A 24,272-nucleotide genomic window follows, 5' to 3' on the forward strand; every position below is an offset into this window, starting at 1 on the left:
CGCAAGAAAAATCCGAGAAAACATCAGACGTCCCTTACCCCCCTATTTCCCATTCTGCATCTAGGCTTCCTCCAGCCCAGCCCAGCAACAACATATAACAAAAAAGAATATAGTTTTTGTTTTAAAGCATATCTTCACAGGCTAGGGTGTACGCCATTTCCACCCGTAAACTGCCCATGGAGAGCCTGAAGCCCGTGCGTAGCCTGTTAACCCGTTTCCTGCAGCTGGAAGCCGCCAGCGGCCTGTTGCTGATCGCAGCGGCCATACTGGCGCTGGTCATCAACAATTCGCCGCTGTCATACCTGTATGGCGGCCTGCTCGACGTGCCCGTCGCCGTACAGGTCGGCGCGCTGCACATTGCCAAGCCACTGCTGTTATGGATCAACGACGGCCTGATGGCACTGTTCTTCCTGCTGATCGGCCTGGAGGTCAAGCGCGAGGTGGTCGACGGCCACCTGTCCAGACCGTCGCAGGTGATCTTGCCTGCCACCGCTGCCGTGGGCGGCATGGTGGTACCGGCATTGATCTACTGGTTCATCAACCGCGACAACCCCGCCGCCGTCGCTGGCTGGGCCATCCCCACCGCCACCGATATCGCCTTTGCCCTCGGTGTGCTGGCCCTGCTGGGCAAGCGCGTGCCGGTGTCGCTGAAACTGTTCCTGATGACCCTGGCGATCATCGACGACCTGGGTGCGATCATCGTCATTGCCCTGTTCTATTCGGGCGCCCTGTCGAGCGTGTCGCTGCTGCTGGCCGCCGCCTGCCTGGTGGTCCTGGTGGCGATGAACCGGCTTGGCGTGGTCAAGCTGGGGCCTTACATGATCGTGGGCCTGGTGCTGTGGGTCTGCGTGCTCAAGAGCGGCGTGCACGCCACGTTGGCTGGCGTTGCCCTGGCGCTGTGCATCCCGCTGCGCACTGGCCATGGCGAACGCTCGCCATCGCACGCCTTGGAACACGCCCTGCACCCGTGGGTCGCCTACGCCATCCTGCCGTTGTTCGCCTTCGCCAATGCCGGTGTATCGCTGGCCGGCATGAGCGTGGACAGTTTTACCCACCCAGTGCCACTGGGCATTGCCGTCGGGCTGCTGCTGGGCAAGACCGTGGGTGTCTTTGGCTTGACCTGGGTCGCGGTCAAACTGCGCCTGGCCGCTTTGCCTGCGGGGGCCAGCTGGGGCCAATTGCTGGGCGTGGCGATCCTCTGTGGCATCGGCTTCACCATGAGCCTGTTCGTTGGCTCACTTGCCTTTGTGCCAGGCAGCAGCGAGTTCGCCGGAATGGACCGCATGGGTATTCTCACCGGCTCGTTCCTTGCCGCCGTGCTCGGCTACGCCGTAACCGCCATGGCCAGCCGCAAGCCCAGCGCCGGTTGAGCTGACCACAGCATGAAAAAACCCCGACTGGCGTGCAGCCATGTCGGGGTTTTTCTTGTTGCGCTACGATCAGTGCGAGACGCGGCTGGTACCGTCGACGGTCATGATGCGTACGCGGTCGCCAACGCGGAAGATCTCGTTCTCCTGCACCGCCTGCACATAGGCGCGCATGCTGCCATCGTCCTCGCGCACGGTGATTTCCACGCCCTGGGTGCGGGTCAGGCCTTCTTCGGCCGCGGAGCCGGCCAGACCGCCGGCAACGGCGCCAATCACGGCAGCCACGATGCTGCCCCGGCCGCCACCCACGGCACTGCCGGCCACGCCACCGACGATGGCACCGGCGCCGCCGCCGATCGGGGTCTTGGTACCCTCGATCTTGACCGGGCGCAGGGATTCGATGGTGCCCATGCGCACGGTCTGCACGCGGCGGGCCTCATCACGGGAGTAGCTGTCACCGGTCAGGCTCGAGGCACAGCCACCCAGCAACAACGACATGGTGGTGAAGGTCGCCACCAGCAAAGCGGATTTACGCATGGGTAAAGTCTCCATAAGTCAGGTGCTCATTAGACGCTGCACGTTGACGACTGTCACGGTACAAACGCAATAAAGTTGTTTTCATTCAGCCGAGGTACAGCCTGCCTGGCTGTATCAGGCCATTTCAAGTGAGACCAAGGATAGCCATGGATTACTTCATCGTCGTGGTTGCCACCGTTGCGGGGCTGTATTTCCACGGGTGGTTGTATGTGCGCATGCGCCGCTGGATGGACCGTGACCTGGCGCTGTCGCTGGCCGGGGCGGACCCTGGCAAGCGGGCGTACATGTTGCAAAAGCTGGAACAGGCGCGGCTGGAGAAGGTGCGGCGCAAACAGTTGGCGGGGTGGCTGGAGCGCGAGGCGGCGGGGTATCCGGGGTAGTCTGGGCGATTGTCGGGGCTGCTGCGCAGCCCATCGCAACACAAGGCCGCTCCTACAGGGAACTGAGCTGCGCCGCAGATATTGGACGACTGTCCATCATCTAGGGCGCAGCTCAAATGCGTCCGTTGCAGGGGGGCGACCCCGGCCTGTGGCGTGCAAGGGCCGCAAAGCGGCCCCGGCATGTCAGGGCGCCAGGCGCTCCCGCAGCCATTGCCCATCGACCAGGCGGTAGTTCAGCCGGTCATGCAAGCGGCTGGCCCGGCCCTGCCAGAATTCGACCCGCTCCGGCAGCAACCGGTACCCGCCCCAGTGCTCCGGGCAATGCGGCTGGGTATCGGAGAAGCGTGCCTCGGTGGCCTTGACCAGGCTTTCCAGCTCCTCACGGCCGGCAATCACCCGGCTCTGCGGCGAGGCCCAGGCCCCCAGGCGGCTGCCCAATGGACGCACCTGGTAGTAGGCATCCGATTCCTCGGCCGTGACCTTTTCCACCCACCCTTCGATGCGCACCTGACGCTCCAGCGCCGGCCAGAAGAAGGTCATGGCGGCGTAGGGGTTGGCCAGCAGTTGCTGGCCCTTGGCGCTGTCGTAGTTGGTGAAGAAGGTGAAACCACGCTCATCGAGCCCCTTGAGCAGCAAAACGCGGCAATGGGGGCGTCCGTCGGCATCGACGGTGGCCAGGGTCATGGCATTGGCTTCCACCGGTACCTGCTCGGTTTTCACCGCATCGGCGAACCACTGGTGGAACAGGGCGAACGGCTCCCCCGGGGCCTGGGTCTCGGCCAGGCCATCTCGGGTGTAGTCGCGGCGCATATCAGCCAGGGATTGGGTCATTGCTGCGTTCCTTGACGATCAGTTGGTCTTCGCAGGGCTGTTGGCAGCTACTTTCTTGTCAGCGGTAGCTTTCTTGGCCACGGGCTTGGCCGGGGCGGTTTTTTTCTTGGCCGCAGTCTTGGCTGGCGCCTTGGCCTTGGCCTTGGCGGCAGGCTTCTTCGCCGCAGCCTTGGCCGCCGGCTTGCTGTCGGCAGCCTTGGCGGCTGGGGCCTTGGTGTCCTGCACCGCCACCATCGAGGCTGGCGCCGGGGCCGGGGCGGCTTGCTGGTACTTCGCCAACAGCGCAACCATGGTGTTCTGCGGAGTCAGCAGCATTTCCACGCGACGGTTCAAGGCGCGGCCCTCGGCACTGTCATTGGCCGCGCGCGGCATGACCGAGCCCATGCCCTTGAGGTTCAGGCGGTCACGCTGCAGGCCGCTGAGGCGGAAGATGGCCGACACCGAAGCGGCGCGCTCCAGGCTGAGCTTCTGGTTCGCCGCAGCGGCACCGCTGCTGTCAGCATGGCCGAGCACCAGCACGGCGGTCTTGGTATCGCCTTCGACGGTCTTGGCCACGCGGGTAATCGGGCCCAGGGACATCGGCAACAGCATGCTCGGGCGGTCAGGGTTGTACGAGCTGTCCACTGGGAGGGTCACGGCCAGCACGTTATCGCGGCGCTCAAGCTCCAGCTTGCTGCCCTTGATGGCTTCACGCAGCTTGGGCTCGTATTCGTCCAGCCAGGCCTGGGTGGCCTTCTCGTCGATCTTGGGCACCACCGGCCCCTTGGCCTGCTTCTGTTCACCACCGAATGGCCACCACCAACGGCTGGCGCTCTCGGACTTGGCGTCGGCCTTGGCCACGTTTTCAGTAACGGCTTGCTTCACTTCCTGCTCGGCAACCTTGTCCGAACCGAAGGGCCACCAGCTCGAGCCGCTGTCCTTCGAGGCGTCCTGGGGGTGACTGGCGCAGCCGGTAACGGCGGTCAGGCACAGGGCGAGTGCTAAGGTTTTATGTGAAGACATCAGCGATACACCATGAAATAGAAAGAGATTTTGCCCACACACTTCAGGCATTGGCATTGAGGATAGTCAAAGGGATGCGGCAATACCCGCATTACCCGATCAAAGGCAGCCTGCGAGCACGCGCACCAGCTTCTGGGCCCGTGGGTCCATGAGCACGTATGGGCCAAGGGTATTGACCACGAAGCCGAAGGCGACATCGTACTCCGGGTCGGCAAAACCGACCGAACCGCCGGCACCGGGGTGGCCGAAGGCGCGCGCGCCGAGGCCGAAGGTGGCATTGGCCACCTCGGGCTGGTCGAGCATGCAACCCAAGCCGAAACGGGTCTGGGTGAGCAAGGTACGGTCCTGGCCGAGGCTGTGCTCACGGGTCAGTTCATCGAGCAGTTCGGATTCGAGCAGGCTGCCATCCAACAGCTCGGCGTAAAAGCCCGCCAGGCTACGCGCGTTGCCATGGCCGTTGGCCGCCGGCTGCTGCATGCGCCGCCACTCTGGCTTGTTGGTGCTGGTCAGGATGGCTGGCGGATTGGTAAAGGCACGGGTCGAAAGCGCCTCGGGCTCGCGCATGGTCACCTGCAGCAGGCGCTGCGCTGCGGCATCCCCGGGGTTGCCTTTGCCACGGGCGATATGCGCCACACGGTAGAATTCTTCGTCGGCCAGGCCGACATGGAAATCCAGCCCCAGCGGGCGTGCAGTACGGGCCACGATCGAGTCGCCAGGGCCACGACCATCGGCGCGGCGGATCAGCTCGCCGATCAGCCAGCCGTAGGTGATGGCGGCATAGCCGTGCTCGGTGCCAGGTGCCCACCAGGGCGTCTCGGCGGCCAGGGCAGCGACCATGGCCTGCCAGTCATACAGGGCTTCGGCCGGCAGCAACTCGCGGATGGCCGGCAAGCCGGCACGATGGCTGAGCAGCTGGCGCAGAGTGATAGCCTGTTTGCCGGCCTGGGCGAACTCCGGCCAGTAGTTGGCCACCGGAGCATCCAGGGCCAGCTTGCCCTCGCTGACCAGCTGCAGGGCGGTAACCGCGGTGAAGGTCTTGGTACAGGAGAACAGGTTGGCGATGGTGTCGCTGTGCCAGGCCTGCTGGCCATCCTTGTCGGCACTGCCGGCCCATAGGTCGACGACGGTTTCGCCACCGACCTGGATACACAGCGCGGCGCCACGCTCCTGGGGATCATCGAACAGCGCGGCGAACGCCTCGCGCACGGCTTCGAATTTCAGCTCATAGTGACCCTGGATCTGCACCCGCTGTTCTCCGTACGACCATTTCCGAAAAATGGTGTGCATTGTTTCAGTAGTTTGGCGTTTTGCAAACTGGCTTGGGCTGGGTGGTCGCGACGAATGGTGCCACAGACGCACCACGTCCCCTCCAGGAGCAGCGGCCTGGTGTCGCGATGGGCTGCGCAGCAGCCATGGGTGTCGCGTGGTGCCGAGATTGCCGGGGCCGCCTTGCGGCCCTTTCGCGACACAACGCCGCTCCTACGCAGGCCTGTTTGGGTTATGGGGCAGGCTTTTCCAGCTCGGCGCGCAGCTGGCCCATGGCCTGCAGGTTGCTCTTGCGCACGGCCTCGACAAACCCTGGATAAGGCATGTCGGTGATCGCTACCAGCCCGAGATGGCCGTTCTCGCCATCGAGCAACCGCCCGCTGGCCGGCTGATCGAGATACTGGAACCAGTGCGCGCCGACGATCATCGGTTGTGCCAGCGCCGCCTTGAGGAAATTGCCGTAGGCCGGGCCACGCTCCTCTTCCCGCGCCAGCTCCAGCGGCCCCGGCCAGAACGGCCCACGGTCACGCGAGCCGAACTGGAACTCGGATACCAGCACCGGCTTGTCCAGCTCGGCCAGGCTGGCGAAGTCGTAGCCATCCTGCGGCTTGAGCGTATAGAAGTTGAAGCTGAGCACATCGCAGAATTCGGCGCAGGCCTTGACCGCCTCGGGCGTGCTGACCGCATACCGCCCCCCCAGCAACAGGTGATTCGGCGCATGCCACTTCAACGAGTCGGCAATCGTCTTGAAGTAGGTTTCGGCAAACACCTGCTGGAAATACTGGTAGTCACGCTCGATTTCCGGGTGCTCCGGGTTGGGCAGCGGCGCTTCGAAGCCCGGATCCTCCATCAGTTCCCAGGCGCTCAGTTCGATGCCCCAGGCCTTGGACAGCCCCTCCTGGTTGCGGTACTTGTCGCGCAACTGCTTGAGGAAGGCGCGCTTGGCCGGCACATCGGTGGTCAGGCGCAACGTGCCGTAGGCCAGGCCGTAGCGTGCCTTGGGATCACTGCCCGGGGCGGCCCAGGCCAGTTCATTGTCGGCGAAATAGCCGATCAGCCAGGGGTCGTCACGGTGATCGCGGGCGGCAATGGCCACGGCGCGCTCGGTGGCCATGGCAAAACGTGGGTCGAACGGGTCGGGCATGCTGCCCCACCAGTCCATGCCGGTGCTGATGCTGGCGTAATCGCCCACGATCGACAGCGGCAAGGTGTACGGCATGCGCCGGGCCTGGCCCAGGGCCGGCTCGCTCCAGTTGCCGAGCGTGTTGAACCCCCAGGCCTGCAGCCGGTCAAGCGCGTGCGCCTGCCAGCGGGCGGCATCCAGCGCTGGCGGTGGGCAGTTGGCCGGCTGCCCGTCTGCTGCCGGCGGGCAGGGTTTGCCATAGGTGCGCTGCAGGTTGGCGGCATAGAAGTCGAACCAGCGCCCCTGCTTGAAATGGCGCCCTTGTGATGAGGCGTTGCCGTCGTCGTTGTTGCCTTCGCCATAGAAGGCGGCCAGTGCATCACCTTCGCCCGGCAAGGCCTTGAACATGCTCTCGCGGCCAGTGACGTAGGTGCGCCCGCCATCCGCGGCCACGGCATTCACCCCCAACGAGTAGAACGGATGCCCCGCCGGTGTCACCAGGTACCAGCGGCCATCGCGCTTTTCCGTACGGAAGAAGCCTTTGGCCTCGAACGCCGGCCCGGCCAGCAAGCCCCCGTAGGCATCCAGTTGCTGTTTGCCACGTTCTGCGAGCCAGCTCTTGAGCTGTTGCTGCTCACGCGTATCGGCTGCCTTGAGTTGTTCGTCGTTAACCACTTTCTCTGGCCAATGGCCCCGCGTGGACTGGCCATAGGCATCGATCAGCTCACGATAGGCCGCCTGGTAAGCCTGGTCGTCATCCTGGATGCCAACCCGCTCGATCAACAAGCTCTGTGCCACCTTGGGACTGGGGATGCTCAGGCTGACCGAGGCCACCTGCTTGAGGTCTACCGCACCGGCGCTGCTGGCCAGCAACAAGCGCTGGCCCTCATGGGTCCAGGGCATCGGTGGGCCAGCGCGCATGCCTTGGCTGAGCGGCGAGCGCGCCGTCAGCGGTACCATCACGGTCTGGGCGGGGCCGGCCGGCAAGTCGATGCGACTGGTCAGCGCGCTGCCATCGCTGCCCTGCACCGTGACATCCACGGTCAGCGCCCAGTCCATTGCGCTTTGCAGACGCAAGGTCAGGAACTGCCCCGCCGACCAGTCCCATACCCCGCTTTGCGGGCTCAGGCGCAGGGTTGGCCGCTGCGCCGGGTTGAACACCACACGTCGCAACACTTCGCCTTCAGCCGTCTGCTCCGCATTGTATTGGGGCATGCCGGCATCCTCGGTCAGCACATTGACCACCGAGGCTGGGCGCACGAAGCTGAAGAGCGTCTGCTGCCCCGCCAGCAAGGGCGAGCTGAACAACAAGGCGAGAACGGCGGGCAAGGTGCGGCGGACCATAAGGCTGAGGCTCTCCTTCAGGGCCTTCATGGCCCACGACTGAGTAATGGACAACGCGCCGGAGCAAGTACTCCGGCAGTCAGGCAATCTCCCGCCGGAACGGCGGCAGCGCATTGAGAATAGCCTTGCCATAGCGCTGGGTGACCAGCCGCCGATCAAGCAAGGTGATAACGCCGCGATCCTGTTCGGTTCGCAGCAGGCGACCACAGGCCTGGATCAGCCGCAGCGAGGCATCGGGCACGGCAATTTCCATGAACGGGTTGCCACCGCGCGCCTCGATCCACTCCGCCAATGCCGCTTCGACCGGGTCGTCGGGTACGGCGAAGGGAATCTTGGCAATCACCACGTGTTCGCAGTAGGCACCCGGCAGATCGACCCCCTCGGCAAAGCTGGCGAGGCCGAACAGCACGCTGTGCTGGCCATCGTCGACCCGCGCCTTGTGCTTGTTCAGGGTTTCCTGCTTGGACAGGTTGCCCTGGATCAGCACCAGTTTGCGCCAGTCCCGGTCCAGGCCGTCGAACACATCCTGCATCTGCTTGCGTGAAGAGAACAGCACCAGCGCACCACGGGCATCCTCGACGATGCCGGGCAACTCGCGGATGATCGCGGCGGTGTGCGCCGTGGCATCGCGCGGGTCGGCCTTGAGGTCGGGGACCCGCAGCAAACCGGCATCGCCATGCACGAACGGGCTCGGTACCACGCAGGTGACCGCATCACGCGGCAGGCCCGAGCGCATGCGGAAGCGGTCGAACTTGCCCAATGCGGTCAGCGTCGCGGATGTCACTAGCGCGCCGTGGGCGACATTCCACAGGCTGCGGCGAAGCATATCGGCGGCGAGGATGGGGCTGGCGTTGACCTCGATGTCGAACAGCGCGCCACTTTCGGCCAAGGTCAGCCAGCGGGCCATGGGCGGGCTGTCTTCGGGGTCTTCGGCGGTAAACGCCGTCCACAGTTCCCAGTTGCCCTGGGCACGGGTGACCAGGCTGCCGAACAGCGGGTACCACTCCTCGGCCTGGTGGCTGGCGATACCGATGTTGACCTCGCCGTCCATGCCCTCCTTGAGCAGGTCGGCCAGCCGGGTGAACAGGTCGTTGAGGCGGGCGAAGCCCTTTTTCAGCTCGATGCCCACTTCGCGAATCTGCTCGGGCACCACGCCGCCTTCGAAACGGTAGCGTGGGCGCTCACGGCCTTCGTTGTCTTCGCCGGGACGGAAATCGGCAACCTGCTCGCACAGGGTGAACATGAACTGCTGCTGGGTGCGCACCTCCCGCGCCAGTTCGGGCACCTGCTCGATGTACTTGCCCAGGTCGCCGGGCAGCGGGTGCTGGGCCAACAGCTTGGTCAGGTTCTTGGCAGTCTGCTCCAGCCAGTCGGCGGTGGAACGCAGGCGCGAGTAATGGGCGAAATGGCCAATGGCCTTGTCCGGCAGGTGATGGCCTTCGTCGAACACGTACATGGTATCGCGCGGGTCGGGCAATACCGCACCGCCGCCCAGGGCCAGGTCGGCCAGGACCATGTCATGGTTGGTGACGATCACATCGACCTTGCCCATGCCTTCGCGCGCCTTGTAGAACACGCACTGCTGGAAATTCGGGCAATGGCGGCCGGTGCACTGGCTGTGGTCGGTGGTCAGGCGGGCCCAGTCCTGGTCTTCCAGGGCTTCCGGCCAGCTGTCGCGGTCGCCGTCCCAGCGGTTGCCGGCAAGCTTCTCGATCATGCTGTTGAACAGCTTCTGGCTGCGCTCGTCGACCTCGATGCGGAAGCCTTCTTCCTCGAACAGCTGGGCGGTGGCCGACTGGGCGTGCCCTTCCTGCAGCAGGATGTCGAGCTTGGACAGGCACAGGTAGCGGCCGCGGCCCTTGGCCAGGGCAAAGCTGAAGTTGAGCCCGCTGCTGCGCATCAGGTCGGGCAGGTCCTTGAACACGATCTGCTCCTGCAACGCCACGGTCGCCGTGGCGATCACCAGGCGTTTGCCGGCGGCCTTGGCAGCCGGAATGGCGGCCAGGCTGTAGGCCACCGTCTTGCCAGTACCGGTGCCTGCCTCCACCGCCACCACGGCCGGTTCGCCGGCACGACGGCCTTCGTCGTCGCAGGCGATGTCGCCGAGCACCTTGGCCACTTCGGCGATCATCAGACGCTGGCCATAGCGCGGCTTGAGGCCCTTGGCTTCGAGAAAACGCGTATAGGCGCCCTGGATGGTGGCTTTGAGTTCGTTGCTGATCATGGTCTGCAGGCGCCCGGTGGGCTGGATATATTTTCAGTGTTTCGCATGGGGCGGCTATCATACCCCGCTCTCGCCCTTTCTGCCGCATGGAGATCCGGATGCTTGCCTTTGCCCTGCCCTACACACTGCATGTTTTGGCCGCCCTGGTGTGGGTTGGCGGCATGTTCTTCGCCTGGCTGGTACTGCGCCCGGCAACGGTTGCAGCCCTGGAAGGGCCTGCGCGCCTGCGTTTGTGGGTGGAAGTGTTCCGACGCTTCTTCGGCTGGGTCTGGCTGGCCGTGGCGATTTTGGCGATAAGTGGTATCGGCATGTTGCACATGCGCTTCAGCGGCTTCGAGACCGCACCCAAGTACGTGCAGGTGATGATAGGTGGCGGCATCGCCATGTTCGCCCTGTTCATGCGCGTCCAGGCGCTGCTGCTGCCGGAACTGAAAGCAGCCGTTAAGGCCGAGGACTGGCCGGCGGGTGCAGCGGTACTCGGGCGGATTCGGCGGCTGGTGGGGATCAACCTGCTGCTGGGCCTGGCGGTGGTTGCCGTGGCCAGTTCGCGCCTGATGGCCTGACAGGCTGCGCCCCCTGTAGGAGCGGCCTTGTGTCGCGATGGGCTGCGCAGCAGCCCCCGATTTCAGCCTTTTCGCATTGATTTGTGGGGCTGCTGCGCAGCCCATCGCGACACAAGGCCGCTCCTACCAGGGGGTGCCGTATGGCTTCTACAGGTGTTGCAGGATCAATTCACCGGTTGCCCCCGCCGCCCCTGGCTGACCCGGCTGCCCCGGGCGGCCATTGGCCCCGGCCTCGGTGCTGTACACCAGGCAGCCCTTGCTGGCCCCGCCCTTACCGGCCTTGCCTGGCGCCCCGGCCTTGCCCGCTGCGCCGCCGTCCAGGCGCACCACGATGCGCTCCTGCGGGAAGCCCTGCGGCACGCTCAGGCGAATGCGCCCACCCGGTGCGCCATCATGGCCGTTGCCGCCGTCGTCGCCATTGGCACCACGGCTGGCCTGGCCCCAGGTGCAGCCGCCGGCCTGGCCGTTGGCGCCATCGAGCCCCACGTACCCGGGAGCACCCGCGCCACCACGGGCATCGATCGCCAGCCGCTCGGCATCCAGTTCAGCCAGTTTGAGGTCCAGGCTACGCCCTGAGCGCGCGGCCCGCTGGTACGTGCCCGCCGCGCCTGGCGCACTGAATTCGCTGCCCTCGGCCAGCCGTGCACTGCGCGCCTCGATCAGCAACGGGCTGTCGGACGGCGCAATGGCGATACGCGCGTCCCGCCCCAACAGCAGCTGGTCGACCTTCAATTCCGCCAGCGTGGCCGGCAACAACAGGGTGGCGGCATCGGCCACGTGCAACTGCGCAAGGTGCACAGTGGCCGACTTGTTTGGCAGGCGCAGCATGGAGTTTGCTGCCACCTCCAGGCTCTCGGCCTGTGCCAGCGGAACGGCCAGCATGGCCAGCAACATCAGATTACGCATTTCGCGGCGCCTCCTGCGCACGGGGGATGGACATGACATGGAAGATGCCCGTCAACAGGATCTGCAACCGATCGAACCAGCGATGGCTGCGCCCGCGCAGGCTGCCATTGAAGAACAGCACTTCGAGCAAGTGCAGGCCCAGCAAGGCAATTCCCGCAGCATTGATCAGCAAATTGAACGGCAAGGGTTGCGGCATCAACTGATTGAAAAACACCACGCCCCAGAATGCGACCGTCAGGACCTTGCCCAGGCCCAGGATGAACTTCATATCCCGCTCCCATGGTTTGTTGTTATGTCGAGACGCCCGATCGAGCGGGCCGTGCGAACCACATTAACTGCAATGCCAAGGCAGGCGCCAGCGCCGTTTGATGGAGAGGCCGCGCCATCCGTCGCCTGCAGGCATGCCACCGACAGTGCCGCTGGCCACGAGCGGCTGTCGCCGCCAGACACGCCCGTGCCACCGCTCAAGGCACGGGCGCAGGCGCTCTAGCGCTGGATCTTGATCTCGGTACGGCGGTTCATGGCACGCCCCTCGGCCGTGGCGTTGTCTGCCACCGGCTGGGTTTCACCGGCGCCGACCACCGACACGAAGCTGCTGCGCGGCACACCGCTCTGGACCAGATAATCGGTCACCGCGTGGGCACGCCGCTCGGACAGCTTCTGGTTGTATTGGTCGGAGCCGACGCTGTCGGTGTGACCGCTGACGCTCAGACGGGCGGACGGTGCTTCCTGCTTGAGCCGGGTGGCAACAGTGTTGAGGCGCTCCTTGTCGCTGGCGGTCAGGCGCGCAGAATCGAATTCGAAGTGCACATCGCGGATGACGATGACCTCTTCCTTCTGCACCACCACTTCCTCGACCACCGGTGCCGGCTCAGGCGGGCAACCATTGGCATCCACCTGCACGCCGCGCGGCGTGCCGGGGCACTTGTCACGGCTGTCCGGCACGCCGTCGCCGTCCTCGTCGCCATCGCCATGCACCCAGCAGTAGCCTGCCGCCAGGCTGCCGCCCACCAAGGCACCCCAGCCAGCCCAGCTGGAACTCTCGATGGCGCCCAAGGCAGCGCCGCCTACACCCCCGACGGCAGCACATTTCGGCCAGTCGGTCTTTTGCAAACCTGCACAACCAGTCAACACACTGGTGAGCAGAACCAGGGGTATCGCTGTGCGTACTATGCTCATTTCTCTGCTTCTCCTAGGGGGAATCGGCATAAGGCCGATCTCTCGGAGTAAAGACCGCGCATGCCATCCCTGCCAGCAATAAGCCACGACGCGGTCACATGCCTCTTTGCCCACACGCTGTGGCCCGCTAGTCTTGGACGACTTGAAGAGGACTTGCAATGAACGACCGCTTTTCCCAGCGCACCCCGCAGCAGGCCCTGGCCGCCCTGCTCGAGCGCTTCACCCCGCAACGCCTGCTGCTGGTGGGCACGCGCTTTCCGGCACTGGACGCCTTCGCCCAGGCGCACCCGCAGGTGACCATCGCCACAGCTGCCCCTGGCCCGCTGCCGGCTGAACTGGCGGCGCAGCGCTTTGACCTGGCACTGCTGGTGGACTGCCTGGAGCATCTGCCCAAGCGCACCGGCCTGGAACTGCTCGGCGGAGTGCGCAATCTCAATGCCAGCCGGGTTGCAGTGCTGGCCGACCTGGCCGCCTGTGGCTGGCAGGACACCGATTTCTTCGCCCTGGCCCTGTCGGCCAGCGAGAAATTCTGCCGGGACGAGCAGGTCCTGAGCCTGTTCACCTATGATCTACATGACTACAAGCAGGTACCGGACTGGCTGAATGCCAAGTTCTGGGCCAACCCGGAAAACTTTGGCAAGTACTGGTGGTGATGATGAGTGTCTCGGTCTGCCCTTGCGGCAGTGGCAACCTGCTCGACGCCTGCTGCGGGCACTACCATGCCGGCACCCCGGCGCCGGATGCCCAGGCGCTGATGCGCTCGCGCTACAGTGCCTATGTGCTGGGCCTGGTCGACTACCTGGTGGCCACCACCCTGCCGGCCCAGCAAGCCGGCCTGGACCGTGCCGCCATGGCCGCCTGGAGTGCCCAGAGCACCTGGCTCGGCCTGGAGGTCGAAGCGGCAGAAGTGCTGGGCGGCCAGCCTGAACATGCCTTTGTGACCTTCACCGCACGCTGGCACGACCAGGAGGGCGATCACCAGCACCGCGAACGTTCGGCCTTCGTCCAGCATGCCGGGCGCTGGTACTTCATCGACCCGACGGTCGGGCTCAAGGCCGGGCGCAACGATCCCTGCCCCTGCGCCAGCGGCCAGAAGTTCAAGAAATGCTGCGCCAGCTACGTAGGTAGCTGAAGATGATCGCCCCCGCCCGCCTGCTGCTCGCTCCGCTGCTCGCCTGCCTGGCCCTGCTGGCGGGCTGCAGCAGCTGGGGCGGCGATGACTGGCGCGAACCCGAGGTGCACCTGGTCGAGGTCGAGACGGTCAAGGCCAGGTTGCTGGAACAGGAATTCGTATTGCACCTGCAGGTGGTCAACCCGAATGACAGCCGCCTGTTCATCCGCAACCTGTCCTATGCCATACGCCTCAACGACCTGCTGCTGGTGCAGGACGAAACCAGCCTGTGGCGCAGTGTCGGCGGGCATGCCCGGCGTACCTTCAAGATCACCGCGCGAACCAACCTGTGGCAGCACCTGAAAGCACTGGCCAAGCTGCTCAAGAGCGATCAGCCGCTGCACTACAGCCTGCAGGGCGAACTGGCGACCGGCTTGCTCATGCATCGGGACCTGCACTTGTCGCGCAGTGGTGAGATAATCCCCGGCGATTACCACCCGGAGTAACCTTGCAATGTCCCAGCAACCCCATGTTCATGGCCCTGACTGCAACCACGACCATGATCACCACCACGATCATGGCCACGTTCACGGCCCGCACTGCAACCACGGCCACCAGGAGCCGGTGCGCAACGCCCTGAAGGACGTTGGCCGTAACGACCCATGCCCGTGCGGTAGCCAGAAAAAGTTCAAGAAGTGCCACGGCGCCTGACCTGAACAGCACGTGCGCGCCCCGCCAGCGGGCCGCGCAGTGCATGGCCACAGGCCAGAAGCAGCACGATGCACAGTGCCATGCAGATGGCATTGGTACCCTTCCAGCCGACCGAGCCCAGCAACAGCGACGGGGTGAATGCGCCAACGGTGGCGAACAGGGCGATGGCCAGGTCGTTCTTCCCTTGCATGCGCATGGCCGACGGGCTGTGCTGCAGCGTTTGCGCCAGCAACGCCCCGCCGCCCACGTAGGTCAGGTTCCAGCCAAGGCCAAGGGCTATCAACGACAAGGTCATCATCGCGTAACTGTGTGACCACAGGTTCATGGCCGTGCAACCGATCAACAGGCCCAGGCCGGCGCAGAGGGTGGCCCTGATCCCGAGCTTGTGGATGATGGCGCCGGTGAAGAACGACGGGGCGAACATGGCAATCACATGCCATTGAATCGCCAGGCGCACGTCGGAGAAATCCTCATGCAGGTGTTTCATATGCATGGAAGCCTGGATCATCAGCAAGTTCATGACCCCATAGCCCAGCGCGGCCACGGCCATGGCCACGACCAGCACCGGGCTGAGCGGTTCGCTGGTTGCAGCAGATGGTTTTTTTGCTGGCTCCTGGATCGCCCCTGTGGCCTCGCCGGGCAGGCAGGCGGCAATCAGCAAGGACATCGCCGCCAGGCCGACAAAAGCGGCGTAACACAGCGAAAACAGCGGGTAGCCGCCAACGTCGCGAAGCCACTCGGTGAGTGCTTGCCCAACTACGGCAGCCATCACACCGCCGGCCACAACCAGGGAAAGCGCTTTGGGCTTCAGGCTCTGTGCCAGGTTGTCGGTAGCGGCAAAGCGGTTGAAGTTGGCGAACGCAATGTAGATACCCAACGCCGAGTGGCTGATCACCAGGGTCGCGAAGTGCTGTTGCTGCACCGCCAGGTAGCCGGTAATGCCGGACACGGCCAAAGGTATCGAGCCCAGCATGAATGCCCGCTTGCGGCCAATACGGCCCATCAGCCTGGAGACCGGGTAGGTGGCCAGCATCATGCACAGGAACTGAAAGCCGTAAGGCACAGTGGACCAGGTGCTGGCAGGCGCCAGCGCCGCCCCGACAGTGGCAGCCATGGTCACCGACATGACCGCTGTCGTCAGGTTGATCGATTGCGCCGTGAAATACAGGTAAGTGCGCCGCGGAAGTGTGCTCGACATGGCATGTGCTCAGGTGGGTGGACAGTCGCGTATCCGGCACCCTGCAACGGCACCGACGGGTACATGGTGGCACCTGCCGCGCCCTGAAACGCAAACAGTCGACGCACTTTCCGGTTAACTGTTAGGCTGCTTTTTCTAACAGTCGGCGGACCCGCCATGCGCCCGAACAGCCTGCATGACCAATTGAAACAGCGCCTCGAAGCCGGCGAATGGCTGCCTGGCCAGCGCATGCCGTCCATCCGCAAGCTGACCGCGGCGGCTGACTGCAGTTATCACGATGTCGTCTCCAGCTATGCCCGGCTGGTCAGCGAAGGTGTGCTGACCGCCATCCCAGGCCGCGGCTACTTTGTCGCCTGTAGCAGCCGGCAGCCAGGTACATCAGATACCGGCCCTGCCGAGCCCCCGGCAGGCATGGCCGACGACCCATTGTTCACGCTGCTGCAAAGTGGCCGGCACTACACCAAGCTCGGCAGCGGCTGGCTGCCACCGGCCTGGCGGGACACCGAGCTGCTGGCCAAGGCGATACGCCGCACCGCGCGGCTGGAGCAGAGCTCACTGGCGGAATATGGCGACATCCAGGGCTACCTGCCGATGCGCAGACAACTGTGCATGCACCTGCAGCGCCTGACCCGGATCGAAGCCCGCCCCAGCCAGTTGCTGACCACCCTGGGCGCCACGCAGGCACTGGACCTGGTCGCGCGGTTGCTGATCAAGCCCGGCGATCACGTGTTGGTCGACGAGCCCGGCAATGGCAACCTGATCAAGCTGATCCAGCTGGCCGGTGGCCAGGTACTTGGCGTGCGGCGTACCCAGGACGGGCCGGACGTGGAAGACATGAAAGCCCAACTGGCCAGGCACAAGGTCAAGGCGTTCTTCTGCAACAGCAACTTCCATAACCCGACCGGCGGCAACATCAGCCCGCACATCGCCTTCGGCATCCTGCGCCTGGCGACGGAGCACGACTTCTTCGTGGTCGAGGACGACGTGTATGGCGACTTCAGCCCGGGCATGCGCCAGACCCTCGCCGAACTGGACAACCTCGAGCGGGTCATCTACATCGGCAGTTTCTCCAAGTGCCTGTCCGCGTCCCTGCGCGTGGGCTATATCGCTTGTTCGGCGGCGCTGATCGAACCGCTGACGCGCCTGAAACTGCTGACCTGCGTTGCCGTGCCGGCGTTTTGCGAACGTTTCGTCAACACCATCTTGTCCGATGGCACCTATGCCCGGCACATGAAAGACCTGCAACAGCGCATGATCCGCCAGCAGGCGCAAACCCAGCAATTGTTGCGGGCGCGTGGCTGGCAGTTCGACGTAACGCCGCAAGGCGGTATGTTCCTGTGGGTCTATCACCCTGAGCTGGCCGACCTGCAGCCGTTCATGCAGCGCCTGGAGCAGCACAAGGTACTCCTGATGCCGGGCTCGGCCTTTGCCGTGAGCCGGGACTATCAAGGCCATGCACGCATCAATTGCACGCATTTTTCCGATGCCTTGGCCATGCACTTCAAGGTTTGTACCGGCGCAGGCAAATAAAGCGCCCAAGGACCTTGCATGGCGCCTGCGCGCTTACTACCTTAGCGCCTTTCCAAAACCGCCACGCCTTGCAGGAGCCCTTGTCATGGCCGCCCCCGCCTTCCCCCCCTTCCGCCCGCGGTTCGTAACCGCCGCCACGCTGCTCGGCATGCTCGGGCTGGCCGGCTGCCAGACGGGCGGCTACCAGGGCAGCGTGCCACCGGCCAGTGGCGTGCAGCCGCTCAAGGGCCTGGCGCAGAACGTCTCGGTACGGCGCAATGCGATGGGTGCGCCACTGATCGAAAGCAGCAGCTTCCACGACGCCCTGTTCAGCCTGGGCTACGTGCATGCCGGCGACCGTATCGAACAGATGGTGGCCATGCGCCTTCTGGCGCAGGGCCGCCTGGCCGAACTGGCCGGCAGCGACGCGCTGGACATCGACCGGCTGATGCGCGCCGCCAACCTCAAGCAGAGCGCCGCCCAGCAGTACGCCGAAGCATCGCCACGGCTCAAGCGCTTTTTCGAGGTGTATGCACGCGGGGTCAACGCTTACCTGTTCCGCTATCGCGACAGGCTGCCGGCCGGCCTGGCCAGCAGTGGTTATCGCCCCGAATACTGGAAGCCCGAGGATTCGGCGCTGATCTTCAGCCTGTACGCCTTCAGCCAGTCAGTGAACCTGCAGGAAGAACTGAGTGCCCTGGTCCTGGCGCAGAAAGCCGGCAGCGACAAGCTGGCCTGGCTGTTGCCCGGCGCCCCGGACGAGCCATTGGCCGAAGCAGAAGTAGACAAGCTCAAGGGCCTGAACCTGGCCAGCCAGTTGCCTGGCCTGCCAGCCCTGGCCGCCGCCAGCCAGAAGCTCGCCGACCTTGACCTGCTGGGCAGCCCCGGTTCAGCCAACCTGGCCCTGGCGCCACAGCGCAGCCGCAGCGGCAAGAGCCTGCTGGCCAGCGACAGCCGCGCCGCCTGGGCCCTGAGCCCGGTGCAGATCCATACCGGCAAGTACCAGGTGGCCGGGCTGTCATTGCCCGGCCTGCCCATCGTGCTGGCCGGTTACAACGGCAAGCTGGCCTGGAGCAGCAGCGCGGTCATGGCCGACAACCAGGACCTGTACCTGGAACAACTGCGTCATCAGGGCAGCCAGGTGAGCTACCTGGCCGACGGCAAATGGCTGCCGGCCCGCGCCCGTAGCGAAACCTTCTTCGTCCGCGGCCAGCGCCCGCTGCGCGAAGTGATGTACGACACTCGCCACGGCACCCTGCTGGCGCAACCGGGCAATGCCAGCCTGGGCCTGGCGCTGAACCTGCCGCAGTTCAAGGAAGATCGCAGCCTCGACGCGCTGTTCGACCTGACCCGCGCCCAGAGCGTGGAGCGCGCCTTCGACAGTACCCGTGAAGTGACTGCCGCCGCCCTCAACTTCGTCTTTGCCGAGCCCGAGCACATCGGCTGGCAAGTCAGCGGTCGCTACCCCAACCGCCGCGAAGGCCAGGGGCTGCTGCCATCGCCGGGCTGGGACGGCCGCTACGACTGGGACGGCTTTGCCGACCCGATGCTGCACCCTTACGACCAGGACCCGCCAGCCGGCTGGATCGGCCACGCCAACCAGCGCAGCCTGCCGCGCGGCTATGGCATGCAACTGTCCAGCACCTGGTACTACCCCGAGCGGGCCGAACGCCTGGCTCAGCTGGCCGGCAATGGGCGCCACGACAGCCGCAGCCTGATGGCCCTGCAGAACGACCAGGTCACCCTGCTGGCCGACAAGCTCAAGCAGGTGTTCGATGCCCCGGGCATGGCCCAGCCGCTGCAGCAGGCAATCGACGCCCTGCCCGCCGCCCAGCGTGACAAGGCCCGCGACGCGCTGGCCCGGCTCAAGGCCTTCGATGGCCGCCTGAGCCCGGTGTCGGCCGATGCCGCCCTGTATCAACTGTTCCTCCAGGAAGTGGCGCGACAGACCTTCCTCGACGACCTCGGGCCGGAATCCAGCCCGGCCTGGCAGGCCTTCGTCAGCAATGCGCGGTTGTCGTTCTCGGCGCAGGCCGACCACCTGCTGGGGCGCGACGACAGCCCGTTCTGGGATGACCGCAACACCCCGCAGAAAGAAGACAAGCCGGCCATCCTGGCGCGCAGCCTGGCTGGCGCCATCGACGCGGGCACCACGCAACTGGGGGCCGACCGCCGCGCCTGGCAGTGGGGCAAGCTGCACCAGTACCGCTGGCCGGCACCGGCCTACCACGGCCTGGGCGATGCCATCAGCCGCTCGCCGCAGGCTGCCGGTGGTGATTTCACCACCCTGGCTTTGACGCCCTACGCCTGGGGCAGCGACTTCGATACCCGCCTGCCGGCCTCGGCACGGATGATCGTCGACTTCGGCCAGGCCGAGCCGTTGCAGGTGCTGACCAGCAGTGGACAGTCCGGCAACCCAGCCAGCACACACTACAGCGACGGGCTGGATGCCTGGTTCAAGGGGCGCTTCATGAGCCTGCCGCTGCAGCAGCAGAACTTTGGGCGGGCGTATGGCAATCAGCGTCTGACGTTGGTGCCTGGCCGCTAGTGGACCGTTTCCTGCTGATCCGCAGCCGGCCAGCTACCTAGCATCCTCGGTGCCGCACTGTTCCCCGACAGCTGCGGCACACTTCCATCAAGAGGATGATGAACATGGCTACAGAAACCCTGAAAATTGAAATTTCCTGGCCGGATACGCTCAAAGTTCCAGCTGGCGCTACCGTCAATGCACAACTTTGGGTAGGTACCGCCATCGCCGACTACCGCATGCTCAGCGACGGAGATGCCAGCGCCCCTGCTGTCACTTCGCCAGCCAAGCTGGAAATCACCTATGACACCGAGGACCTGCGGCCAGGCAGCGCCGACACTGTATGGGATCACTTCCGTACCGCTCCCTACCTGATGCATGACGGCAAACGCCTGAACATCTCCCGCGTTGCCAAGATCAGTATCGAAGACGCCAGAAAGTCGGGCTGGAAGATCGCTATTTCCTGACGCGGTCCGGGCAGCCCTCGAGAGGGTTGCCCTCACACATCGAACTTGCCGCGGCCCTCGACACTCTGAGCTAGCAAGCCCTATCCCAGACGTAGAGCCATGGACCTCGTCATCGCCCGCCCCGAAGGCCTGTACTGCCCGCCCGGTGATTTCTATATCGACCCGTGGCGGCCCGTGGACCGAGCTGTGATCACCCATGGCCACGGCGACCACGCCCGCATCGGCAATCGCCATTACCTGGCCGCCAGCCCTGGCGCCGGCATCCTGCGCAGCCGCCTCGGCCAGGACATCAATTTGCAGACCCTGCCCTACGGCGAACGCCTGCTGCACCATGGCGTTAGCCTGAGCCTGCACCCGGCCGGGCACGTCCTGGGCTCGGCGCAGGTGCGCCTGGAGTACCAGGGCGAGGTCTGGGTCGCCTCCGGTGACTACAAGGTGGAGCCGGACGCCACCTGCGCACCATTCGAACCGGTGCCCTGCCACACCTTCATCACCGAATCGACCTTCGGCCTGCCCATCTACCGCTGGCCCAGCCAAGGCGAAATTCTCTCCGGGATCAATGCCTGGTGGCGCGCCAACTGTGCACAGGGCAAAGCCAGCGTGCTGTTCTGCTACGCCTTCGGCAAGGCCCAGCGGATCCTCCACGGGCTGGACGCCAGCATTGGCCCGATCCTCGTGCATGGCGCCGTCGAGCCGCTCAACCGGGTATATCGGGAAGCTGGCGTGTACTTGCCAGAGACCCGCTACGCCGGTGATATCCCGCGCAACGACCCGCTGCTGCGACAGGCGTTGGTCCTGGCCCCACCCTCGGCCAGTGGCAGCAGCTGGATGCGCCGTTTCGGCGACTACAGCGATGCCTTCGCCAGTGGCTGGATGCTGTTGCGTGGCACCCGCCGACGGCGCGGGGTGGACCGTGGCTTCGTGCTCTCGGACCATGCCGATTGGCCGGGGTTGCTCTGGGCCATCGGCCAGACCGGCGCGGAACGGGTGATGGTCACCCACGGGTCAGTCAATGTGCTGGTGCGCTACCTGAACGAACAAGGCCTCGATGCCCGCGCCTTCGCGACCGAATACGGCGAGGAAGACGACGCTGTCGCCACGGAGCCAAACGCATGAAAGCGTTCGCCGACCTGTACCTGAGGCTGGATGCGACCACCTCCAGCGTTGCCAAGCTGCAGGCCTTGCGTGACTACTTCAGCACCGCCCCAGCTGCGGATGCCGCCTGGGCCGTGTACTTCCTGGCCGGTGGTCGGCCGCGCCAACTGGTGCCGACCCGGGTGCTGCGCGAACTGGCCACTGCGTTGGCCGGGCTGCCGGACTGGCTGTTCGAGGAAAGCTACCAGGCCGTTGGCGACCTGGCCGAAACCATTTCCCTGCTGGTGCCGGAAAGCCATCACGCGAGCGACGATGGCTTGGCCCACTGGGTCGAACACCATCTGCTGCCATTGCGCGGCCTGCCCGTCGATCAGCTGCAGCAACGCCTGGCGCCATTGTGGGCCCAGCTGGACCGCCCCAGCCTGATGCTGTGCCTGAAGCTCATCACTGGCAGCTTTCGCGTTGGCGTATCAAAGCTGCTGGTCACCCGTGCCCTGGCGCAACTGGCCGGGCTGGATGCCAAACGCGTGGCCCAGCGCCTGGTCGGCTACACCGACACCAGCCACCGCCCCACCGCCGCCAGCTACCAGTCCCTGGTCGCCCCGCCGTCAGACGATGAGCATGGCCAGCGTGGCGGCCAGCCCTACCCGTTCTTTCTGGCCCACCCTCTGCAAGTGCCGAGCGAACAGTTTGATGCAGTGCTCGGCCCACCGAGCGACTGGCAGATCGAATGGAAGTGGGACGGTATCCGCGCCCAGGTGGTCAAACGCGACGGCCAGCTGTGGGTCTGGTCGCGCGGCGAGGAACTGGTCACCGAGCGCTTTCCCGAGCTGCACAGCCTGGCGCAGACCCTGCCCGACGGGGTCGTGCTCGATGGCGAAATCCTGGTATGGAAACCGGGCAGCTCGGCGGAACAGCTGGCGGTACAGCCTTTTGCCCTGTTGCAGCAGCGCCTGGGCCGCAAGACCTTGGGCAAGAAGCTGCTGAGCGATGCGCCGGTGGTCCTGCAGGCCTACGACCTGCTGGAATGGCAGGGCGAGGACTGGCGCAGCCGGCCGCAGCACGCGCGCCGTCGGCAGCTGGAACGGGTGCTCGAGGCACAGCCATTGGCCCCGGTGCTGCTCTCGCCGCTGCTCGAAGGCCCGGACTGGGCCGACCTTGCCCGCCAGCGCGAACAGTCACGCAGCCTGGGCGTGGAAGGCTTGATGCTGAAGCAGCGCGAGGCCTTGTATGGCGTAGGGCGGACCAAGGACATGGGCACCTGGTGGAAGTGGAAGATCGACCCGTTCAGCGTAGATGCCGTGCTGATCTATGCCCAGCGCGGCCATGGCCGGCGGGCCAGCCTGTACAGCGACTACACCTTCGCCGTGTGGGACGCGCCGGCCGGCACCCCGGGGCGGGCGCTGGTTCCTTTTGCCAAGGCCTATTCAGGGCTGAGTGACGAAGAGATGCGCAAGGTCGACGCCATCATCCGCAAGACCACGGTCGAAACCTTCGGCCCGGTACGCAGCGTGACACCGACGCTGGTATTCGAGTTGGGTTTCGAGGGCATCGCCCTGTCCCGGAGGCACAAGAGCGGCATTGCCGTGCGCTTCCCGCGGATGCTGCGCTGGCGGCTGGACAAGCCGGTCGAAGAGGCGGACGACCTGGCGACCCTGCAGGCCCTGCTGGCTTGAGACAATTCGCACCGCGAACCAGCCCGCGCGCTCACCCAACAGATAGCGGATGAGGCGCAGTCACGCAATCTATGCTTCTATCTGTGTGCCGACCCGTGTCGCAGACCGTTTTCGCCACGCCATCAGGACGACCATGCACCATTCAACCCACGACCTGCTGTCCCCCGTTCCGGGCATCACCCGCCAGCTGCATAGCTTCCACTTCGGCCCCCGCGGTGGCGGCAAGGTGTATATCCAGGCCTCGCTGCATGCCGACGAGTTGCCGGGCATGCTGGTGGCCTGGCACCTCAAGCGCCGCCTGGCTGAACTGGAACAGCAAGGCCGCCTGCAGCGCGAGATCATCCTGGTACCCGTGGCCAACCCGGTCGGCCTGGAACAGGTGCTGCTGGACGCACCGCTGGGGCGTTTCGAACTGCAAAGCGGTGAGAACTTCAACCGCAACTTCGTCGACCTGTCGGACAGCATCGGCGACCAGATCGAAGAACACCTGACCCAGGACCCGGCGCATAATCTCGCCTTGATCCGCGAGTACCTGCGCCGTGGCCTGGATGCGCACCCTGCGCGCACACCGCTGCAAGCCCAGCGCCTGATCCTGCAGCGCCTGGCCTGCGATGCCGACATGGTGCTGGACCTGCATTGCGATTTCGAAGCTGTGGAGCACCTGTACACCACCCCGGACGCCTGGGTGCAGATCGAGCCCCTGGCCCGCTATCTCGGCGCGCAGGCCAGCCTGCTGGCCACCGACTCGGGCGGGCAGTCGTTCGATGAGTGCTTCAGCCTGGTCTGGTGGCAGTTGCAGCAGCGCTTCGGCAAGCGCTTCCCGATTCCGTTGGGCTGCTGCTCGGTGACTGTCGAGTTGCGCGGCCAGGCCGATGTCAGCCATGACCTGGCCAGCAAGGACTGCCAGGCGATCCTCGACTTCCTGACCTACAGCGGGGTCATCGCAGGCGCCCATGCCGCCCTGCCCGCATTGCGCAGCCCCGCGACCCCACTGGCCGCGGTCGAGCCTGTGGTCGCGCCGTTGGGCGGGCTGCTGGTGTACCACGCCAAGCCAGGGCAAACCCTCGAGGCTGGCCAGCTGATTGCCGAAGTGATCGACCCGCTCAGCGACCGCGTGACTGCCGTGCGCAACGATCAGCCCGGCCTGTTGTATGCGCGCAGTGTACGGCGCATGGCCACCGCCGGCATGGTCATCGCCCATGTGGCCGGTGAGCAGGTATGCCGCAGCGGCTACCTGCTGGCCAACTGATCAGGTA

At 65.3% G+C, this 24,272-nt stretch carries 23 protein-coding genes; 13 read left to right on the plus strand and 10 right to left on the minus strand.

All coding sequences use genetic code 11. The features are described 5' to 3' along the window. The first annotated feature begins 176 nt into the window (after window positions 1–176). Window positions 177–1,370, plus strand: a complete 1,194-nt coding sequence (nhaA, locus tag ACJA3S_RS19925) for a Na+/H+ antiporter NhaA (RefSeq protein ID WP_406819728.1) — start codon at window positions 177–179, stop codon at window positions 1,368–1,370. 69 nt (window positions 1,371–1,439) lie between these two features. Here the strand turns inward: nhaA and ACJA3S_RS19930 are convergent, their stop codons facing one another. After that, window positions 1,440–1,904: a glycine zipper 2TM domain-containing protein gene (locus ACJA3S_RS19930; protein WP_009684613.1), complete on the minus strand. Its 465-nt coding sequence runs from the start codon at window positions 1,902–1,904 to the stop codon at window positions 1,440–1,442. 146 nt (window positions 1,905–2,050) lie between these two features. Between ACJA3S_RS19930 and ACJA3S_RS19935 the strand changes: the two genes are divergently transcribed. After that, on the plus strand, window positions 2,051–2,284 hold the full coding sequence (locus tag ACJA3S_RS19935; protein ID WP_170031831.1) for a hypothetical protein: 234 nt from the start codon (window positions 2,051–2,053) through the stop codon (window positions 2,282–2,284). Window positions 2,285–2,467: 183 nt separating this feature from the next. On the opposite strand, the gene pdxH is transcribed toward ACJA3S_RS19935, so the two are convergent. From pdxH to dinG, 5 genes are all read right to left on the minus strand, one after another. Continuing rightward, window positions 2,468–3,115 carry a pyridoxamine 5'-phosphate oxidase gene (gene pdxH, locus ACJA3S_RS19940; RefSeq protein WP_406819729.1) on the minus strand — a complete coding sequence of 216 codons (648 nt, stop codon included), beginning with the start codon at window positions 3,113–3,115 and terminating at the stop codon, window positions 2,468–2,470. Between the two features lie 18 nt (window positions 3,116–3,133). Continuing rightward, window positions 3,134–4,117, minus strand: a complete 984-nt coding sequence (locus ACJA3S_RS19945) for an OmpA family protein (protein ID WP_406819730.1) — start codon at window positions 4,115–4,117, stop codon at window positions 3,134–3,136. 99 nt (window positions 4,118–4,216) lie between these two features. Beyond that, on the minus strand, window positions 4,217–5,362 hold the full coding sequence (locus ACJA3S_RS19950) for a serine hydrolase domain-containing protein (protein WP_406819731.1): 1,146 nt from the start codon (window positions 5,360–5,362) through the stop codon (window positions 4,217–4,219). Between the two features lie 253 nt (window positions 5,363–5,615). Further along, a complete protein-coding gene (locus ACJA3S_RS19955; protein WP_406819732.1) occupies window positions 5,616–7,850 on the minus strand; it encodes a beta-galactosidase in 2,235 nt (744 codons plus the stop codon). Window positions 7,851–7,929: 79 nt separating this feature from the next. Then, window positions 7,930–10,074, minus strand: a complete 2,145-nt coding sequence (dinG, locus tag ACJA3S_RS19960; protein WP_406819733.1) for an ATP-dependent DNA helicase DinG — start codon at window positions 10,072–10,074, stop codon at window positions 7,930–7,932. A gap of 98 nt (window positions 10,075–10,172) precedes the next feature. On the opposite strand from dinG, the gene ACJA3S_RS19965 reads away from it, so the two are divergent. Further along, complete coding sequence (locus ACJA3S_RS19965; RefSeq protein ID WP_406819734.1) at window positions 10,173–10,637, plus strand: CopD family protein; 465 nt, start codon at window positions 10,173–10,175, stop codon at window positions 10,635–10,637. Between the two features lie 147 nt (window positions 10,638–10,784). Here ACJA3S_RS19965 and ACJA3S_RS19970 read toward each other — a convergent pair whose 3' ends face one another. From ACJA3S_RS19970 to ACJA3S_RS19980, 3 genes are all read right to left on the minus strand, one after another. Next, window positions 10,785–11,543, minus strand: coding sequence for a collagen-like protein (locus ACJA3S_RS19970; protein WP_406819735.1), 759 nt, complete (start codon window positions 11,541–11,543; stop codon window positions 10,785–10,787). Beyond that, window positions 11,536–11,811, minus strand: coding sequence for a DUF1145 domain-containing protein (locus ACJA3S_RS19975; protein ID WP_406819736.1), 276 nt, complete (start codon window positions 11,809–11,811; stop codon window positions 11,536–11,538). The genes ACJA3S_RS19970 and ACJA3S_RS19975 overlap by 8 nt, the downstream gene beginning before the upstream one ends. 218 nt (window positions 11,812–12,029) lie before the next feature. Then, window positions 12,030–12,722: an OmpA family protein gene (locus ACJA3S_RS19980; protein WP_406819737.1), complete on the minus strand. Its 693-nt coding sequence runs from the start codon at window positions 12,720–12,722 to the stop codon at window positions 12,030–12,032. A 158-nt stretch (window positions 12,723–12,880) separates the two neighbouring features. Here ACJA3S_RS19980 and ACJA3S_RS19985 point away from each other — a divergent pair, with 158 nt between their 5' ends. The 4 genes from ACJA3S_RS19985 to ACJA3S_RS20000 are packed head-to-tail and all read left to right on the plus strand — an operon-like array spanning window position 12,881 to window position 14,544. Beyond that, window positions 12,881–13,375: a DUF6231 family protein gene (locus ACJA3S_RS19985; protein WP_170031857.1), complete on the plus strand. Its 495-nt coding sequence runs from the start codon at window positions 12,881–12,883 to the stop codon at window positions 13,373–13,375. Between the two features lie 2 nt (window positions 13,376–13,377). Further along, window positions 13,378–13,854: a YchJ family protein gene (locus tag ACJA3S_RS19990; protein WP_225778972.1), complete on the plus strand. Its 477-nt coding sequence runs from the start codon at window positions 13,378–13,380 to the stop codon at window positions 13,852–13,854. 2 nt (window positions 13,855–13,856) lie between these two features. Beyond that, complete coding sequence (locus ACJA3S_RS19995; RefSeq protein ID WP_406819738.1) at window positions 13,857–14,339, plus strand: LEA type 2 family protein; 483 nt, start codon at window positions 13,857–13,859, stop codon at window positions 14,337–14,339. Window positions 14,340–14,346: 7 nt separating this feature from the next. Continuing rightward, complete coding sequence (locus ACJA3S_RS20000) at window positions 14,347–14,544, plus strand: SEC-C metal-binding domain-containing protein (RefSeq protein ID WP_003258907.1); 198 nt, start codon at window positions 14,347–14,349, stop codon at window positions 14,542–14,544. On the opposite strand, the gene ACJA3S_RS20005 is transcribed toward ACJA3S_RS20000, so the two are convergent. After that, complete coding sequence (locus tag ACJA3S_RS20005) at window positions 14,522–15,742, minus strand: MFS transporter (protein WP_406819739.1); 1,221 nt, start codon at window positions 15,740–15,742, stop codon at window positions 14,522–14,524. The genes ACJA3S_RS20000 and ACJA3S_RS20005 overlap by 23 nt on opposite strands. Before the next feature lie 156 nt (window positions 15,743–15,898). On the opposite strand from ACJA3S_RS20005, the gene ACJA3S_RS20010 reads away from it, so the two are divergent. The 6 genes from ACJA3S_RS20010 (at window position 15,899) to ACJA3S_RS20035 (ending at window position 24,265) form a co-directional block, all read left to right on the plus strand. Next, window positions 15,899–17,272: a PLP-dependent aminotransferase family protein gene (locus ACJA3S_RS20010; protein WP_406819740.1), complete on the plus strand. Its 1,374-nt coding sequence runs from the start codon at window positions 15,899–15,901 to the stop codon at window positions 17,270–17,272. A gap of 85 nt (window positions 17,273–17,357) precedes the next feature. Beyond that, complete coding sequence (locus ACJA3S_RS20015; RefSeq protein WP_406819741.1) at window positions 17,358–19,799, plus strand: penicillin acylase family protein; 2,442 nt, start codon at window positions 17,358–17,360, stop codon at window positions 19,797–19,799. A 104-nt stretch (window positions 19,800–19,903) separates the two neighbouring features. Continuing rightward, complete coding sequence (locus tag ACJA3S_RS20020) at window positions 19,904–20,245, plus strand: hypothetical protein (protein ID WP_406819742.1); 342 nt, start codon at window positions 19,904–19,906, stop codon at window positions 20,243–20,245. Between the two features lie 99 nt (window positions 20,246–20,344). After that, a complete protein-coding gene (locus tag ACJA3S_RS20025) occupies window positions 20,345–21,361 on the plus strand; it encodes a ligase-associated DNA damage response exonuclease (RefSeq protein ID WP_406819743.1) in 1,017 nt (338 codons plus the stop codon). Next, window positions 21,358–23,016, plus strand: a complete 1,659-nt coding sequence (locus ACJA3S_RS20030) for an ATP-dependent DNA ligase (RefSeq protein WP_406819744.1) — start codon at window positions 21,358–21,360, stop codon at window positions 23,014–23,016. The genes ACJA3S_RS20025 and ACJA3S_RS20030 overlap by 4 nt, the downstream gene beginning before the upstream one ends. Window positions 23,017–23,149: 133 nt before the next feature. Next, window positions 23,150–24,265, plus strand: coding sequence for a succinylglutamate desuccinylase/aspartoacylase family protein (locus ACJA3S_RS20035; RefSeq protein ID WP_406819745.1), 1,116 nt, complete (start codon window positions 23,150–23,152; stop codon window positions 24,263–24,265). Window positions 24,266–24,272 lie beyond the last annotated feature (7 nt).

Origin of the sequence: Pseudomonas sp. KnCO4, assembly GCF_045344305.1 — a bacterium.
Classification (GTDB): Bacteria; Pseudomonadota; Gammaproteobacteria; order Pseudomonadales; family Pseudomonadaceae; genus Aquipseudomonas; species Aquipseudomonas anuradhapurensis.